This is a genomic window from Nitratireductor mangrovi (assembly GCF_007922615.2).
Lineage (GTDB): Bacteria > Pseudomonadota > Alphaproteobacteria > Rhizobiales > Rhizobiaceae > Mangrovimarina > Mangrovimarina mangrovi.
On sequence record NZ_CP042301.2, the window covers coordinates 2111230 to 2125678 of the forward strand.

The 14449-nt window shown below is 66.4% G+C and carries 15 protein-coding genes; 5 read left to right on the forward strand and 10 right to left on the reverse strand.

Going from position 1 to position 14449, the window contains the following annotated elements; all coding sequences use genetic code 11:
• Positions 1-78 precede the first annotated feature (78 nt).
• The 4 genes from FQ775_RS10405 to FQ775_RS10420 all read left to right on the forward strand — a co-directional run bounded on the left by FQ775_RS10405 (position 79) and on the right by FQ775_RS10420 (position 5677).
• Entirely contained in the window at positions 79-1254 is a 1176-nt protein-coding gene (locus tag FQ775_RS10405) for a CaiB/BaiF CoA transferase family protein (protein ID WP_146298001.1), read from the forward strand.
• Entirely contained in the window at positions 1251-2900 is a 1650-nt protein-coding gene (locus FQ775_RS10410; protein ID WP_146298002.1) for a thiamine pyrophosphate-binding protein, read from the forward strand. Before FQ775_RS10405 ends, FQ775_RS10410 begins: the two co-directional genes overlap by 4 nt.
• 105 nt (positions 2901-3005) lie before the next feature.
• Positions 3006-5201 (forward strand): efflux RND transporter permease subunit, encoded by a 2196-nt coding sequence (locus FQ775_RS10415; protein ID WP_167812889.1) that lies wholly within the window; start codon positions 3006-3008, stop codon positions 5199-5201.
• Complete coding sequence (locus tag FQ775_RS10420; protein ID WP_146298004.1) at positions 5201-5677, forward strand: hypothetical protein; 477 nt, start codon at positions 5201-5203, stop codon at positions 5675-5677. The genes FQ775_RS10415 and FQ775_RS10420 overlap by 1 nt, the downstream gene beginning before the upstream one ends.
• A gap of 30 nt (positions 5678-5707) precedes the next feature.
• Here FQ775_RS10420 and paaE read toward each other — a convergent pair whose 3' ends face one another.
• Genes paaE through paaA form a run of 5 tightly spaced genes read right to left on the reverse strand, consistent with a single transcriptional unit; the run spans position 5708 to position 9404 of the window.
• On the reverse strand, positions 5708-6787 hold the full coding sequence (paaE, locus tag FQ775_RS10425) for a 1,2-phenylacetyl-CoA epoxidase subunit PaaE (RefSeq protein WP_146298005.1): 1080 nt from the start codon (positions 6785-6787) through the stop codon (positions 5708-5710).
• Positions 6788-6827: 40 nt separating this feature from the next.
• Positions 6828-7343, reverse strand: coding sequence for a 1,2-phenylacetyl-CoA epoxidase subunit PaaD (gene paaD / locus FQ775_RS10430; protein ID WP_146298006.1), 516 nt, complete (start codon positions 7341-7343; stop codon positions 6828-6830).
• Positions 7343-8116, reverse strand: coding sequence for a 1,2-phenylacetyl-CoA epoxidase subunit PaaC (paaC, locus tag FQ775_RS10435; protein WP_146298007.1), 774 nt, complete (start codon positions 8114-8116; stop codon positions 7343-7345). Before paaC ends, paaD begins: the two co-directional genes overlap by 1 nt.
• Positions 8116-8403: a 1,2-phenylacetyl-CoA epoxidase subunit PaaB gene (paaB, locus tag FQ775_RS10440; protein WP_146298008.1), complete on the reverse strand. Its 288-nt coding sequence runs from the start codon at positions 8401-8403 to the stop codon at positions 8116-8118. The genes paaC and paaB overlap by 1 nt, the downstream gene beginning before the upstream one ends.
• A gap of 5 nt (positions 8404-8408) precedes the next feature.
• Positions 8409-9404: a 1,2-phenylacetyl-CoA epoxidase subunit PaaA gene (gene paaA / locus FQ775_RS10445; protein ID WP_146298010.1), complete on the reverse strand. Its 996-nt coding sequence runs from the start codon at positions 9402-9404 to the stop codon at positions 8409-8411.
• Between the two features lie 104 nt (positions 9405-9508).
• Between paaA and FQ775_RS10450 the strand changes: the two genes are divergently transcribed.
• The gene (locus tag FQ775_RS10450; RefSeq protein ID WP_146298011.1) at positions 9509-9928 is read left to right on the forward strand and encodes a PaaI family thioesterase; all 420 of its coding nucleotides are present in this window, start codon (positions 9509-9511) and stop codon (positions 9926-9928) included.
• Between the two features lie 21 nt (positions 9929-9949).
• On the opposite strand, the gene FQ775_RS10455 is transcribed toward FQ775_RS10450, so the two are convergent.
• The 5 genes from FQ775_RS10455 to paaI all read right to left on the reverse strand — a co-directional run bounded on the left by FQ775_RS10455 (position 9950) and on the right by paaI (position 14400).
• Positions 9950-10843 (reverse strand): PaaX family transcriptional regulator, encoded by an 894-nt coding sequence (locus tag FQ775_RS10455; protein ID WP_146298012.1) that lies wholly within the window; start codon positions 10841-10843, stop codon positions 9950-9952.
• A gap of 116 nt (positions 10844-10959) precedes the next feature.
• On the reverse strand, positions 10960-11916 hold the full coding sequence (locus tag FQ775_RS10460; RefSeq protein ID WP_146298014.1) for an MBL fold metallo-hydrolase: 957 nt from the start codon (positions 11914-11916) through the stop codon (positions 10960-10962).
• A gap of 79 nt (positions 11917-11995) precedes the next feature.
• Complete coding sequence (locus FQ775_RS10465) at positions 11996-12616, reverse strand: TetR/AcrR family transcriptional regulator (protein ID WP_146298015.1); 621 nt, start codon at positions 12614-12616, stop codon at positions 11996-11998.
• Positions 12616-13926, reverse strand: a complete 1311-nt coding sequence (paaK, locus tag FQ775_RS10470) for a phenylacetate--CoA ligase PaaK (protein WP_146298017.1) — start codon at positions 13924-13926, stop codon at positions 12616-12618. The genes FQ775_RS10465 and paaK overlap by 1 nt, the downstream gene beginning before the upstream one ends.
• A 33-nt stretch (positions 13927-13959) precedes the next feature.
• Positions 13960-14400, reverse strand: coding sequence for a hydroxyphenylacetyl-CoA thioesterase PaaI (gene paaI / locus FQ775_RS10475; protein ID WP_146298018.1), 441 nt, complete (start codon positions 14398-14400; stop codon positions 13960-13962).
• Between the last annotated feature and the right edge of the window lie 49 nt (positions 14401-14449).

The window sequence follows — 14449 nt, forward strand, 5'->3', positions numbered from 1 at the left end:
ATGCTGGAAAACCGGGCTGACGCTGCCACGCCGATTTGCTAGTCCGAAAGGGTCCGCAACAACATCCGACGGGCCGACATGGCATCACCCCCCCTCGCCGGCATTCGCGTCATCGAACTTGCCCGCATCCTTGCCGGGCCTTGGGCCGGCCAGTTGCTGGCCGATCTCGGCGCCGATGTCATCAAGGTCGAAAACCCGGCCGGCGGCGACGACACCCGGCGCTGGGGCCCGCCCTTCGTCAAGAGCCATGACGGCGAGAATCTCTCTGCCGCCTATTATCACTCGACCAACCGCGGCAAGCGCTCGATCGCGCTCGACTTCGCCACACCGGAAGGCGCCGCTACGCTGAAGCGGCTGATCGGCAGTGCCGATGTCATCATCGAGAATTTCAAGCTCGGCGGGCTGAAAAAGTACGGCCTCGACTACGAAAGCCTGCGCACCGCCAATCCGCGCCTTGTCTATTGCTCGATCACCGGCTTCGGCCAGACCGGACCCTATGCCGCCCGCCCGGGTTACGATTTCATCATCCAGGGCATGGCCGGCATGATGTCGATCACAGGCGAACCGGGCCGCGAGCCACAGAAGGCGGGGGTCGCGATCTCCGACGTCTTCACCGGGCTTTATGCCGTGATCGCCATCCAGGCCGCTTTGCGCCACGTCGAACAGACCGGCGAGGGCCAGCATATCGACATGGCGCTGTTCGACAGCCAGATCTCGATCCTCGGCAACCAGAACCTCAACTATCTGGTCTCCGGCAAGCCGCCGGTGCAGATAGGCAACGCCCATATGAACATCGCGCCCTACGAGGTGCTGCCGGTCGCCGACGGTCACATCATCCTGGCGGTCGGCAATGACGGCCAGTTCCGCAACCTCTGCAAGGTCATCGGACTCGACGCGCTCGCCGACGATGCGGCGTTTGCCACCAACCCGGCCCGGGTCGAAAACCGTGCCGAGTTGCGCAAGACGCTGATCGGGCAACTTGCGAGTTGGCAGAAGGACACTCTGCTCGCAAAGCTGGAAGCCGCCAACGTGCCGGCAAGTCCGATCAACAACATCGCCGAAACCTTCGCCGATCCGCAGACGATCGCACGCGGCCTGCGCATGGACCTCGACGACGGCCATGGCAACCGGCTGCCTTCGGTGCGCGCGCCGATGCTGATGTCGAAGACGCCGCCGGTCTACGAGCGCCCGTCGCCCCGGCTTGGCGAGCACACGGACGAAATCCTGGCCGAACTGGAGGCGCGCGAAAAATGAGAACCGGCGGACAACTGGTCGTCGACTGCCTAGAGGCCAACGGCGTCAAGCGCATCTACAGCGTGCCTGGGGAGAGTTATCTCGCCGTCCTCGACGCTCTGCACGACTCGGCGATCGAGAACATCGTCTGCCGCCAGGAAGGCGGGGCCGCGATGATGGCCGACTGCGAAGGCCGGCTGACGGGAAAACCCGGCATCTGCTTCGTGACGCGTGGCCCGGGCGCCACCAACGCTTCCGCCGGCTTCCATATCGCCAGCCAGGATTCGAACCCGCTGATCCTGTTCGTTGGTCAGGTGGCGCGCGGCAATCTCGAGCGCGAGGCGTTCCAGGAGGTCGACTACCGGGCCTTCCTCGGCACCATGGCGAAATGGGTGGTTCAGATCGAGGATGCGGCGCGCGTTCCAGAACTCGTCACCCGCGCCTTCGCGGTCGCCACTTCCGGGCGGCCCGGGCCGGTCGTCGTGGTTCTGCCCGAGGATATGCTCACCGACGAGGTCGAGGCCCCGCAGCCGCTGCCCTTCGTTCCCGTCGAGACACGGCCCGGGCAGCCCGAGATGGAGCGGCTGGTCGAACTGCTTGGCGCGGCCGAGCGCCCGTTCCTGGTACTCGGCGGCACCCGCTGGACCGAGGACGCCGTGAAGCAGGTCTGCGCCGGCATCAGTCGCTGGCGCTTGCCGGTCGGCTGTTCTTTCCGCCGCCAGACCCTCTGCGACCAGATGCACGAATGTTACGCCGGCGACATCGGCATCGGCGCCAACCCGAAGCTCGCCGCCTACATCAAAAAAAGCGATCTCGTCATCCTCGTCGGCTGCCGCTTCGGCGAGATGCCGTCTGCCGACTATACGCTTCTCAAGAGCCCCTATCCGGACCAGAAGCTGGTCCACATCTTCCCCGACCCGGAAGAGCTTGGCCGCGTCTACCGGCCGACGCTGGCGATCAATGCCTCCAACACTGCCTTCGCCGAAGCATTTGCCGAGACCGCGCCGGAAGCGGCCCCGCGCTGGGCGAACCGCACCGAGGAACTGCACCAGTCCTATCTCGGATGGTCGACGCCGCCGACGGACGGGACAGGTGCTGTGAAGATGGGGCCGGTCATGTCGTGGCTGGAGGAAAACCTGCCCGAGGACGTCATCATCGCCAACGGCGCCGGCAATTTCGCCACCTGGATGCACCGCTTTCACCGCTATCGCCGCTTCAACGGGCAGGCGGCCCCAACGTCCGGCTCTATGGGCTACGGCGTGCCGGCCGGCGTCGCCGCGAAGGGCATCTTTCCCGAACGCGAGGTCGTGGTCTGGGCCGGGGACGGCGACTTCCTGATGAACGGGCAGGAATTCGCAACGGCCGTGCAATACGGCCGGCCGGTCATCGTGGTGATCCTCAACAACGGCATCTACGGCACCATCCGCATGCATCAGGAGCGCGACTACCCCGGCCGCGTGTCGGGGACGACGCTCCAGAACCCGGATTTCGCCGCCCTGGCCCGCGCCTATGGCGGCCATGGCGAGACTGTGGCGACGACGGAGGAATTCGCGCCAGCCTATGAGCGCGCGCGCGCCAGCGGCATACCGGCCATCATCGAGGTGAAGCTCGACCCGGAGGCGATCACGCCGACACGCACGCTTTCCCAGATCCGGAACCGCGAATAGGCTTGCCGCAGCGACCGCCAGCGCGACCGTCACATCCGCCGAGGTTGTCATCGCAACGGCCGCATGGTCAGTTGGCGCCCGGCTTGGGGACTGGGCAGACGGCGCATGAAAAAATTCGCGATGGACAGGATCGGCGAGGCAGTCACCGGCCATCTCCGCCCCGTCGCCCTTGCCTGCGCCGCGATCACCGCCGTCGCGCTTGCCGCGCTGGCCACCGGGCTGACGTTCAACGGTTCGGTGACCGACATCCTCAAGGTCGACACCCCGGTCTACAACGCCCTGGCCGCCGTCGAACGCGATTTCCATCGCTTTTCCACGGACGAGGTGCTGGTCGTAGAGGCCGGAGATTTCGGCACGCCGGACGCTTACGCCGCCCTTGAGGAGTTCGTCTCCGAGTTGCAGCTTGTCGAAGGCATCGAGGCGACGATTTCGGTGTTTTCGCTGCCCGGGCCGGGCAGCGGCGCCGAGCCATGGCTCGGGACGGAGGTCGCCAACGCCTTGCCGCCTGATCAGCGGCTCGATCGCTTTCTCGCCGGCCAGCCGCTGGCGGCGGATCTGATGGCAGCCGACCGCACGATGACACTTGTGGTGCTGATGATAGGCCAGAAGCACCAGCACGAGACTGTGCTGTCCGCCTCGTCGCGCGCCGAGATCGAGGTGATTGCGACCTCCTACGCCCCAGCGCTCTCGGTCGGCTTCGCCGGCCTCGGCGAAATCCACCGGTCGATCGAGCGTGCCTTGAAAAGCGACACGCTACTATTGGCGACCGTGTCGGTGTCTTTGTGCGTGCTTCTGGCGCTGCTGATCTTCCGCTCCTGGCGCGCCGCGCTCACCTGCGCGGTACCGCCCATCGTCGGCGTGATCTGGTTTTTCGGCTTCGCCGCCTTCGCCGGCGTCACCATAGACACCATCACCACCATCATTCCAACGCTATTGATCGTGGTCGGCTTCGCCGATGCGGTGCATCTCTATTTCGCCATCCTGCGCGCCCGCGACAGCGGCCTCGAAAGCCCCGCCGCCATCCGGGAGGCGGTGGCCGAGACCGGGCCGGCCTGCTTCCTGACCAGCCTCACCACCGCTGTTGCCTGCCTCGGCATTGGCCTTGCAGGCAGCGCCACGCTGGACACTTTCGCATGGGCAGGCTTCGCCGGCATGTTCATCCAGCTTGCGGCCGTCATCGCGCTGGTGCCGATCCTGGCGTCGCTGCTGCTTCCGCGCGAGCCTGAAAAGAAACCGGCCGCGACCGCCTTGTTCGCGGCCCTTTCCGGAGCTGCGACGGCCCTCATCGCCTACCGCCGGGCGATCGTCGCCGGTTCAGTGGTGCTTTTCGCATTGCTTGCCTATGCCCAGTCGCAGCTCGAAAGCGGCTTTCGTTTCTCCGAACACCTGCAGGAAGGAAGCGCGCTTGCCGAGGTCGAGGACCGGCTCGCCTCCAGGGGGCTCGGCAGCGGACAGATTTTCGTCGTTGTCGCAGACACGGGCGCCAAGACCGGTTTCGACGCGGCCGATACCGGCCGGCTGATCGAGGCGGCTCGCGCAGTTTTTCCTGATGCGGACGAAGAGACCGCGAGCAGGCTTTTCCCGGATGCCGAGCAGATCAACCGGCTTGCCGAGGAAGGCCATCCGCTCCTGCGCCGTTATGTCGCCCGCGACGGCTCACGCTACTTGCTGCCGGTTCCGCTCGACCTGTCGCTGACATCGAACCAGATCGTCGCCGAGGCCGAGGCGATCCGCGACAGGCTGGCCGACGCCGGGCTTTCCGACGTGACCGACCTTGTCGGCCTGCCGCTTCTGTCGGCGTACGAGGTGCCCGGCATGATCGCCGACCTTCAACTCGGCTTCTATGCCGCGCTCCTGCTGGTGGTGATTGTCCTCGTCGTCGCTACCGGTTCGCTGCGCATGGGGCTGGCATCACTGGTGCCGAACCTGATCCCGATCCTCGGCGTCGAGGCGTGGCTTTACCTGACGACCGGGCAACTCTCGATGACCGCGGCCGTCGCCTTTACCATCGCCTTCGGCATTGCCGTCGACAATTCGATCCACCTCGTCAACCGCTACCAGCGCGCATCCGCCGCCGGCACGGCCGCGCCGCTTGCGCTTGCCATCCGCGACACGGCCTCGCCGATCGCGGCGAGCACGCTGCTTCTGGTCGCCGGCCTCGGCGTAACCCAGATCTCCAGCCTGCCGTCGGTCGCCGTCTTCGGCGAACTCGTCTCGGGCTCTCTGGTCCTGGCGCTGTTTTCCTCTTTGTTCCTGCTGCCGGGCTTTGTTAGCCTGCTCGCCGCACCGGAGAAGAGTTAATGCGCTTGCTACCGCTCGCCATGGCCGTGCTCGCCGCCGCAAGCGGCAATGCCCATGCCCTCGACCTCGCCGATTACGTCGGGGTCTGGCGCGGCAAGGGCACCTATGAGCGCATGACCAGCGTGGAAAGCAGCGGCCGCCTCACCTGCAGACTGACGATCAGGGCGGAAGGCGGTGACCGCATCATCGTCGACGGGCGCTGCGGCGCCTCGGAAGGTTCGCGCGGCTTTTCGACCGAAATCACAGATACCGGCGGCGGCGCGCTTGTCGGCCGCAACCGCTCGGGGCCGGATTCGGGCCGCCAGAGCAGCGGCCGCCTCGGCGCCAACGGCTTCCGGCTGACCGGCGAGGACGCCACGGGCCGGCTGCTCTTCCAGCTTACCTCGCCACTTTCGGGGCGCATGGAAATGCATTCGGGAAGCTGGGACGGCGACCGTTACCAGACCGCCGACGTGGTGCTTTCGCGTCAGAACTGAAGCGAGGCAGGTGCCTGTCGACCGCGCGACCTATGCCGCGTCGAAATCGAGCACCAGCTTCTGCGACAGCGGCCGCGTCTGGCAGGCAAGGGTGAAGCCGGCCTCGATTTCCCACGGCTCCAGCGAGAAGTTGACCGCCATCTCGGTCTGCCCCTCGACGACGCGGCACCGGCAGGTGCAGCACATGCCGCCGGCACAGGAATACGGAAGCTCGATCCCGGCCTCGTGCGCCGCGTCGAGCACGTTGGCCGCCCCTTCGCCCATCGGGAACTCGCGCCGCATGCCGTCGAGCACGACCTCGATGGCGACCCCGTCGGCGGCGGCCTTCTTCGCCGCCTTCGACGGCGCGCGCGGCCGCGGCGCTTCGCCGGACGGCGTGAAGCGCTCGAAACGGATGCGGTCCTCGTCGACGCCGTAAGTCTTCAGCGTCGTGGCGACGTCGTCGATCATCTCGCCCGGCCCGCACAAAAAGACGCCGTCGGAGCCCAACGGGTCGATCAACCCGCGCTCGGAGAGCATCTCGATGCGTGCGCCGTCGATGCGGCCGTTCAGGAGGTCGACGTCCTGTTTTTCGCGCGACAGCAGATGCACCAGTGAAAATCGGCGCAGGTGCCGGTCCTTCAGGTCCTCCAGTTCCTCGCGGAACATGATCGTCTCGGTCGAGCGGTTCCCGTAGACGAGCGTCACGGTCGAATCCGGTTCGTGCCCGAGCACCGTCTTGGCGATCGACAGCATCGGCGTGATGCCGGAGCCCGATGCGATCAGCAGATAGTCGTGGCGCGGCCCGGCCAGAGAGGTGAAGCGCCCTTCCGGCGGCATGACACGGATGGTGTCGCCGACCGCCAGCCTGTCGTTGACGAAGCGCGAAAAGCGCCCGTCGGCGACCTTCTTGACTCCGACCTTGAGCTGCGCGTCGCCCGGGGCCGAGCAGATCGAATAGGAGCGGCGTACGTCCTCGCCGTCGAGGCTCGTCGCCAGCGTCAGGTACTGGCCGGGCTTGAAGCGGAACGTCTCGCGCAGATCCTCGGGCAGGTCGAAGGCGATCGCGACGGCTTCCGGGGTCTGGCGCTCGATCGCCGAAACGGTCAGGTCGTGAAATCGGGGGGCCATGGTCAACTCCAGCAGAGCGCGCAACGCCGGTTCGCGGCGCTCAGATGCATTTGAAATAGTCGAACGGTTCGCGGCAGGCGGTGCAGCGATAGTGCGCCTTGCAGGGCGTGGACCCGAATTCGGAGACCCGCTCGGTTTCCTCGGAGTCGCATCGCGGACAGGAAACGACAGTCTCGCCGAACAGCGCCCGGATCGAATTGGAGCCTTCGACCGGCGGCGCGATGCCATAGGCGCGCAACTTCTCGCGGCCTTCCGCGGTGATCCAGTCGGTCGTCCATGCAGGCGAGATCACCCGCTCCACGCGCGCCTCGAACCCTGCCTCACGCAGCGCGGTCTCCACTGCCAGCTCGATCGCCAGCGTCGCCGGGCAGCCGGAATAGGTCGGCGTCACTTTCGCCACGGCGACATCGCCGTCCATTTCGACCGAGCGCAGGATGCCGAGATCGGCCACCGTGACACATGGCACCTCGGGATCGGGCACCGACGCGGCGGCGGCCCAGGCGCGGCTTCTCTCCTCCCCGCGAGTGGGCAGAAAGGCGGCTGCCGGCGCTTCCATCACCATACCGCTCCCGGATAAGTGCGCTGCATGTGCTGCAGGTCGGCGAGCAGGAAGCCCATCGCCTCCCCGTGCCGGCCTTCGCGCCCCCCGCGCTGGGCGAACGGCGCCTGCACGAAGTCGAGCCCGGCCTCGGCAAAGATGGCGCCAACGGTGCGGTCGAACGGGTCGCGCAAGGTCGACGGGTCGGGTGCAATACCGGCCGCGGCCACGGCCTCGGTCACCGCGTCGCCGTCGAACAGTTCCTCGACATAGGGCGCCAGCGCGTCGACCGCTTCTTCCATTCGCCTGCGGCTCTCCTCGGTGCCGTCGCCGAGCCGCACCACCCATTCGCCGGCATGGCGGATGTGGTAGGCGACCTCCTTGACCGCCTTGGCGGCGACCCCCGCAAGCGTCTCGTCGCTGGAACCCGCGGCCTGCTGCCAGAACGGCTCCATGAAGGCCGCAAAATAGAGCTGGCGCAGCATGGTGTGGGCGAAGTCGCCATTCGGTCGCTCGACCATCAGGCAGTTGAGATATTCGCGCTCGCGCCTCAGATAGGCGAAGTCGTCTTCCGTACGCCCCTTGTCCTCGACTTCGGCCGCATATTGATAGAGCGAGCGCGCCTGGCCGATCAGGTCCAGCGCCATGTTCGGCATGGCGAGATCTTCCTCCAGCATCGGCGCATGGCCGCACCATTCCGACAGCCGGTGGCCGAGCACAAGATGGTCGTCGGCGAGCCGCAGCAGGAAAGTGGCCAGCGTGTCGCGGTCGACCGCGTTCTCAATCGCCATCACATGTGCCCCACTTCGTCGGGGATGTCGTAGAAGGTCGGGTGGCGGTAGACCTTGGTCAGCGCCGGCTCGAAATTCTCATCCTTGCTTTCCGGGTCCGAGGCGGTGATCGCCGACGACGGCACCACCCAGATCGAGACCCCCTCGCCGCGGCGCGTATAAACGTCGCGAGCGGCCTGGATCGCCATCACCTCGTCGGCGGCGTGCACGGAGCCGCAATGCTTGTGGGCAAGCCCGTTGCGGGGCCGGATAAAGACTTCCCAGAGCGGGATTTCGTTCTTTGCCATTCTGGTTACTCCGCTGCCAGCTTCGTCGCCTCGCGCCGCGCCCGGCGCTTCTCGGCATGCGCAAGCGCTGCCTCGCGCACCCATTGGCCGTCCTCCCACGCCTTCCGGCGGGCGACGATGCGTTCGCGGTTCATCGGTCCGCCGCCCTTGACCACGCGCCAGAACTCGTCCCAGTCGATCTCGCCGAAATCGTAGGAGCCGCGTTCCTCGTTCCATCTGAGGTCAGGGTCGGGGAAGCTCAGGCCCAGATATTCGCCCTGCGGCACGGTGGCGTCGACGAATTTCTGCCTGAGCTCGTCATTGGTGAAGCGCTTGATCTTCCACTTCATCGACTGGTCGCCATGCTGGCTGTCGGAATCGTGCGGCCCGAACATCATCAGCGACGGCCACCACCAGCGGTTCAGCGCGTCCTGCGCCATCTCCTTCTGCTCGGGCGTGCCGCGCGCCAGCGTCATCATGATCTCGTAACCCTGGCGCTGATGAAAGCTTTCCTCCTTGCAGACCCGGATCATCGCCCGCGCGTAGGGCCCGTAGGAGCAGCGGCAGAGCGGGATCTGGTTCATGATCGCGGCCCCGTCGACCAGCCAGCCGATGGCGCCGATGTCGGCCCAGGTGAGCGTCGGATAGTTGAAGATGGAGGAATATTTGGCCTTGCCGGAGAGAAGCTCCTCGGTCATCTGCTCGCGGCTGACGCCCAGCGTCTCGGCCGCCGAATAGAGGTAGAGCCCGTGGCCGCCCTCGTCCTGCACCTTGGCCAGAAGGGCCGCCTTGCGCCGCAGCGACGGCGCCCGCGTGATCCAGTTGCCCTCCGGCAGCATGCCGACGATCTCGGAATGCGCGTGCTGGCCGATCTGGCGCACCAGCGTCTTGCGATAGCCTTCCGGCATCGGGTCGTTGGGCTCGATCTTTTCCTCGGCGTCGATGCGCGCCTGGAACGCGGCGAGGAAGGCCTCGTCCTCATCCGTGTCGGTCTTGGCGCCGATCAGACCCTGACTGTACATGCTGGCTCCTCCGTGGTCGGATGGCGGGATACCCGTCCGATCTTCGATATGTAACAAAAAATCGGAAAATCTGCAATATTTCGTAACATACAAATGGAGGGACCATGCCGGATTTCGGAGTAAGCGAGGCCGAGGAAACGCTTGCGCGCGTCTTTGCGCCGTGGATCGTCGATATGGGGCTGAAACCGCAGGGTTTCGACGCATCGGGCGGCGATTTCCTGCTGCCGGAAAACCCGGCGCTGGTTCATGTCGGCGGCGTGATCTGCGGCCAGGCGACGGCGGCGGCCGCCGACACCTGCTCGGTGGTGGCGCTGGCGGCCCTGAACGGCCGTTTCCGCATCTGCACCACGGTCGACCTTACCACCCATTTCATCCGTCCGCTGAAACCCGGAGCGGTCGAGATCCGCGTCGAGGTGCTCTCCAACGGCCGGCGCATGGCCTACACCCGCGTCGAAATGAAGGCGAAGGGCGAGGACAAGGTGGCGGTCACGGCGACCAGCGCGTTTGCATATCTGGAGGATTAGCCAACGGCGCGAGCGGTTCCTTCAAATCCCGCCGAACCTGCCCCTGAACCTCTTTGCGTCGACCTGCGCCGGCAGGCCGGAGGCGTCGAGCCAGGCTTCGCTCGGTTCGGCAAGTGCGGCATAGACCGCCTTCACCCGGGCCCGCGTCATTTCGCCGGGCCAGTCGGCCGGCAGAAGGTCGGCCGGCAGGCCGGGATCGCGCAGCACGATGCGGCGCCAGGAATGGTCAACCAGAACGCGCGCCGCCATGGCGTCGAGTGGCGAAAGCCGCGCCCCGCGCTCAAGCGCGCGACCAAGCGGCGTCAGTTCCTCGTCGAGCGCCCGGTAGGCCGTGGCCAGTTCATCGAGATCCCAGAGCGCGGACAGCTCCGGCGCTTCACGCAGAGCCGTCCCGCGCACGACCAGCAGGCCGGGCGGAATATCCTCGGTCAGTTCCGGGATGTTGGCGAAGGGCCGGACGAAGGCGCCGGCACCCGCCGCGGCGAAGCCCAACTCGGCCATTGCCTGCTCGCGCCCGGCGCGCGCGCCGTTGGCCCCGCTCGCCGGCGCCACCGCGACCAGCCAGGTGCCGTCCCACCCGGGCGGGCCGGCGGCATAGATACGCTTGGTGGCGAAATCGAAGGCGTGGCGGCCTTCCTCGGCCAGACGGTAGAAGGAGTTGCGGCCGTCGCGCTCGCGCTCCAACCAGCAATCGGCGGCGAGGCGCGACATCGCGGTGCGCACCGCGCCGGTCTCGATCCTGAGCCGCGCCATCAGTTCCTGCAGCACCGACAGGCCGACGCGGCCGCCGCGCGGCACCACCGCATCGCCGAAAAAGGTGACGATCAGCGACCAGACGCGAAGCCGCCCGCGCCCGTGCAAGGCGTCGATCAGGCCTTCAAGCGCGCTTTCGGCCGAACTCTCCGTGACATCCATGCGAGGCAGATGGCACGGCGACGGCCGGATTGGCAAGTTAGCGGGATAGCCTGAAGCCGGCTCCGCGCGAAGCGGAGCCGGAGACGATTACATGCGCTCGTTGATATCAGTGGCCCTCACATCGCCGCGACGAAGCGGTGGCCGGCGCCGTCCTTTTCCACCATGCCGACGCCCGGATAGCTGAAGTGGTAGCCGAGCAGCTTGATCTTGTCGGTTGCCGCGCGGTCGACCAGCGCCTGCCGCGTCTGGATGGCGAGATCGGGAATGGCGTCGAAGCCGAATTTCCAGTCGGGATGCTCGATCGAGACGATCTCGTTGGGCGTCACGTCGCCGGTGATGATCAGCCCGTCACCGCCCGCGACCTCGAGCGAGATGTGGCCGGGCGTGTGCCCCGGCGTCTCCAACACGGAGATGCCGGAAACGATCTCGTCGCCGGCCCTGACCATGGTCACGCGGCCTTCAACCGCGGCGAGATCGCGTTGCGCGCCCTTGGCGAAGCCATGCATTTCCTCGGGCAACTGGTTGAAGATCTCCGGGTTCATCCAGAAATCCCACTCGGCCGCGCCGACAAAATAGGCGGCGTTCGGGAAGGCGAGCGCATCGCCATCGCCGAGCGTGCCCCAGACATGGTCGGGGTGGGCGTGGGTGAAGACGACCTTGGTGATCGAGGCCGGGTCGATGCCGGCATTGGCGAGGTTCTGCGCCAGCTGGCCGGTGGTGTCGGGCTGGAACTTGCCGCCCGAGCCGTTGTCGACCAGCACGAGGTCGTCACCGGCCTTGATCAGCGGGATGTTGGTCGCCGGCTGCGCCATCTCGGCCCAGCCCATCTCCTTCGCGATCTCGGACAGTTGCTCGGGCGTGGCGTCCGGCGCCAGAACGTTCATCGGCAGCCGCAGGTCGCCGTCGCTCATCACGGTGATCTCGAAATCACCCTGGGTGAAGCTGTGGCGCTTCTCGAGCAGCGCGAAGGCCGACGTTGGGAGTAGCGGGGTGGCGATGAGCGCTGCGCTCCCGGCAAGGAAGCGGCGGCGGCTCAGGAAATCGATCAGTTCTCTTGCGTCTAATGTGGTCATCACAATCCTCCCGAAAAGGGCGTATCGTTGGGATCGCGACGCTAGGCCCGCCGGGGCGCGACGGGAAATCACAACAAGGTCATCGATCCGATGACCTGCCTTCTTCATCGAGTCCGGCCACGCCTCCGACCAGGATCGCAGTCGCGATCCCGGCATAGGCGCGGCGGCTGACCGCCCCGCCCTCGCGGAACCACATATAGAACCAGTTGAGCATGCCGAAGAGGCTCATTGTCACCGGCTTCAAAAGCCGCGAGCCGTCGAAGAGTTCGGGCCGCACGGCGCGGATCGCGTCGGCGAAGCGTTCGACGAGCTGGCGTTCCAGCGCCTTGAGCTGCGCCTGATCGTCCTCGGGCAGAAGCTGCAGGGCGCCGAGTTGTACCTTGTGCTCGGCGTCGGCGTCCCGGTAGGCCTCGAGCAGTGCCGCGACCAGCGATTCGAGCCGCGCGCGCGGCTGCGCCTCCGGCTCGTCCGCGGCCTCGACGGCATCAACCAAAGCTTCCAGATGCGTGTTGATGATGTCGAAGAGCAGCGCCTCCTTGGAGGCGTAGTAGTGGTAGAGCAACGCCTTCGACACGCCGCAATCGGCGGCGAGCGAGGCCATGGAAGCGCGGTCATAGCCGTCGCGCGCGAAGGTCAGCGCCGCCTGGTGCAGAAGCGCACGGCGCTTGTCGTCATAGTCCTTGGCGCGGGTGCGGGCCATTATCCCTTGGGCCGGTTGTCGAGGATGCGCTGTGCCTTGCCCTGGCTGCGCGCCACCTTCTCCGGCTCGGTCACGTCGACCCGGACCGTGATGCCGACCACATCCTTGATGCGTTCGCGCAAAGCCGCCGCAGACGCCTTGCGCGCGTCGGCGCTGGCATGCGTCACGACCGCCTCGACATGCACCGTCATTTCGTCCATGCGGCCTTCGCGGGTGAGCTCGATCTGGAAGTGCGGCGCCAGCCCGTCGAGCGCCAGGATCTGCTCCTCGATCTGGGTCGGGAACACGTTGACGCCGCGCAGGATCATCATGTCGTCGGAGCGGCCGGTGATCTTTTCCATGCGCCGCATCGAGCGCGCCGTGCCCGGCAGCAGCCGGGTCAGGTCGCGCGTGCGGTAGCGGATGATCGGGAAGGCCTCTTTCGACAGCGAGGTGAAGACCAGTTCACCACGCTCGCCGTCGGCGACCGGCTCGCCGGTCTGCGGGTCGATGATCTCGGGATAGAAATGGTCCTCCCAGATGTGCAGCCCGTCCTTGGTCTCCACGCATTCATTGGCGACCCCCGGCCCCATCACCTCCGACAGCCCGTAGATGTCGACCGCATGCATGTCGAAGGCCTGCTCGATCTCGCTTCGCATGGCGTTTGTCCACGGTTCGGCGCCGAAGATGCCGACCTGAAGCGGGCTCTCTCGCGGATCGAGCCCTTGCGCGCGGTATTCGTCCAGGATCGACAGCACATAGGACGGCGTGACCATGATCGTAGTGGCGCGGAAATCCTCGATCAGCGTCACCTGCCTTGTCGTCATGCCGCCCGAGACTGGCACCACGGTGCAGCCGAGCTTCTCGGCCCCGTAATGCGCGCCGAGCCCGCCGGTGAAAAGCCCGTATCCATAGGCGATATGCACGATGTCGCCCGGCCGCGTGCCCGAGGCGCGCATCGAGCGCGCCATGCAGGTCGCCCAGACATCGAGGTCGTTTCTCGTATAGCCGACCACGGTCGGCTTGCCGGTCGTGCCCGAGGAGGCGTGGATGCGCATGACCTGCTCGCGCGGCACCGCGAACATGCCGAAAGGATAGTTGTCGCGCAAATCGGTCTTGACAGTGAACGGGAACTTCGAAAGGTCCGACAGCGTCTTCAGATCGTCCGGATGCACGCCCGCATCGTCGAAGCTCTTCTTGTAGAACGGCACATTGGCGTAGGCGTGTTTCAGCGACCATTTCAGCCGCTGGAGCTGCAGCGCCGAAATCTCGTCGCGCGAGGCGATTTCGATCGGCTCGAGGTCGTCCTTCCTGGGGGTCAGGTCCTTCATGGTGCTCCTCCCGAGGCCGGCCGGGCGGCGGCCTCAGCCATTCCCGTCGTCGAAATGCGTGCCGTCGATCATGCGCGAATTGCCGCGAAACTCGGCGATCAGCGTGCCCTTCTGGTCGCTCACCCGCACGTCGTAGATGCCGGAGCGCCCGAAACGGGCGATCTCGCGCGCTTCCGCCGTCAGCCGGTCGCCGAGCCGGCCCGGCGCGATGAAGGTGATCGAGTTGTGCTGGGCGACGACGATCCGGTTGTAGGAATTGCAGGCAAAGGCGAAGGCCGAATCCGCCAGCGTGAAGATGTAGCCGCCATGGCAGATGTCGTGGCCGTTGGTGTGATGGGTCTCGACCGTCATCGACAAGGTCGCAGTGCCGGGGCCGACCGCGTCGAGGCTGGCGCCAAGCCATTTGGACGCATCGTCGCGCGCCCACATCGCGTCCGCCGACCTGCGCGCGATCTCTTCCGCCGACAACGCCATCACCTGCCCTCCCCTGACGCGGAACGTCGCCGCGCTCGTCTTTACGATC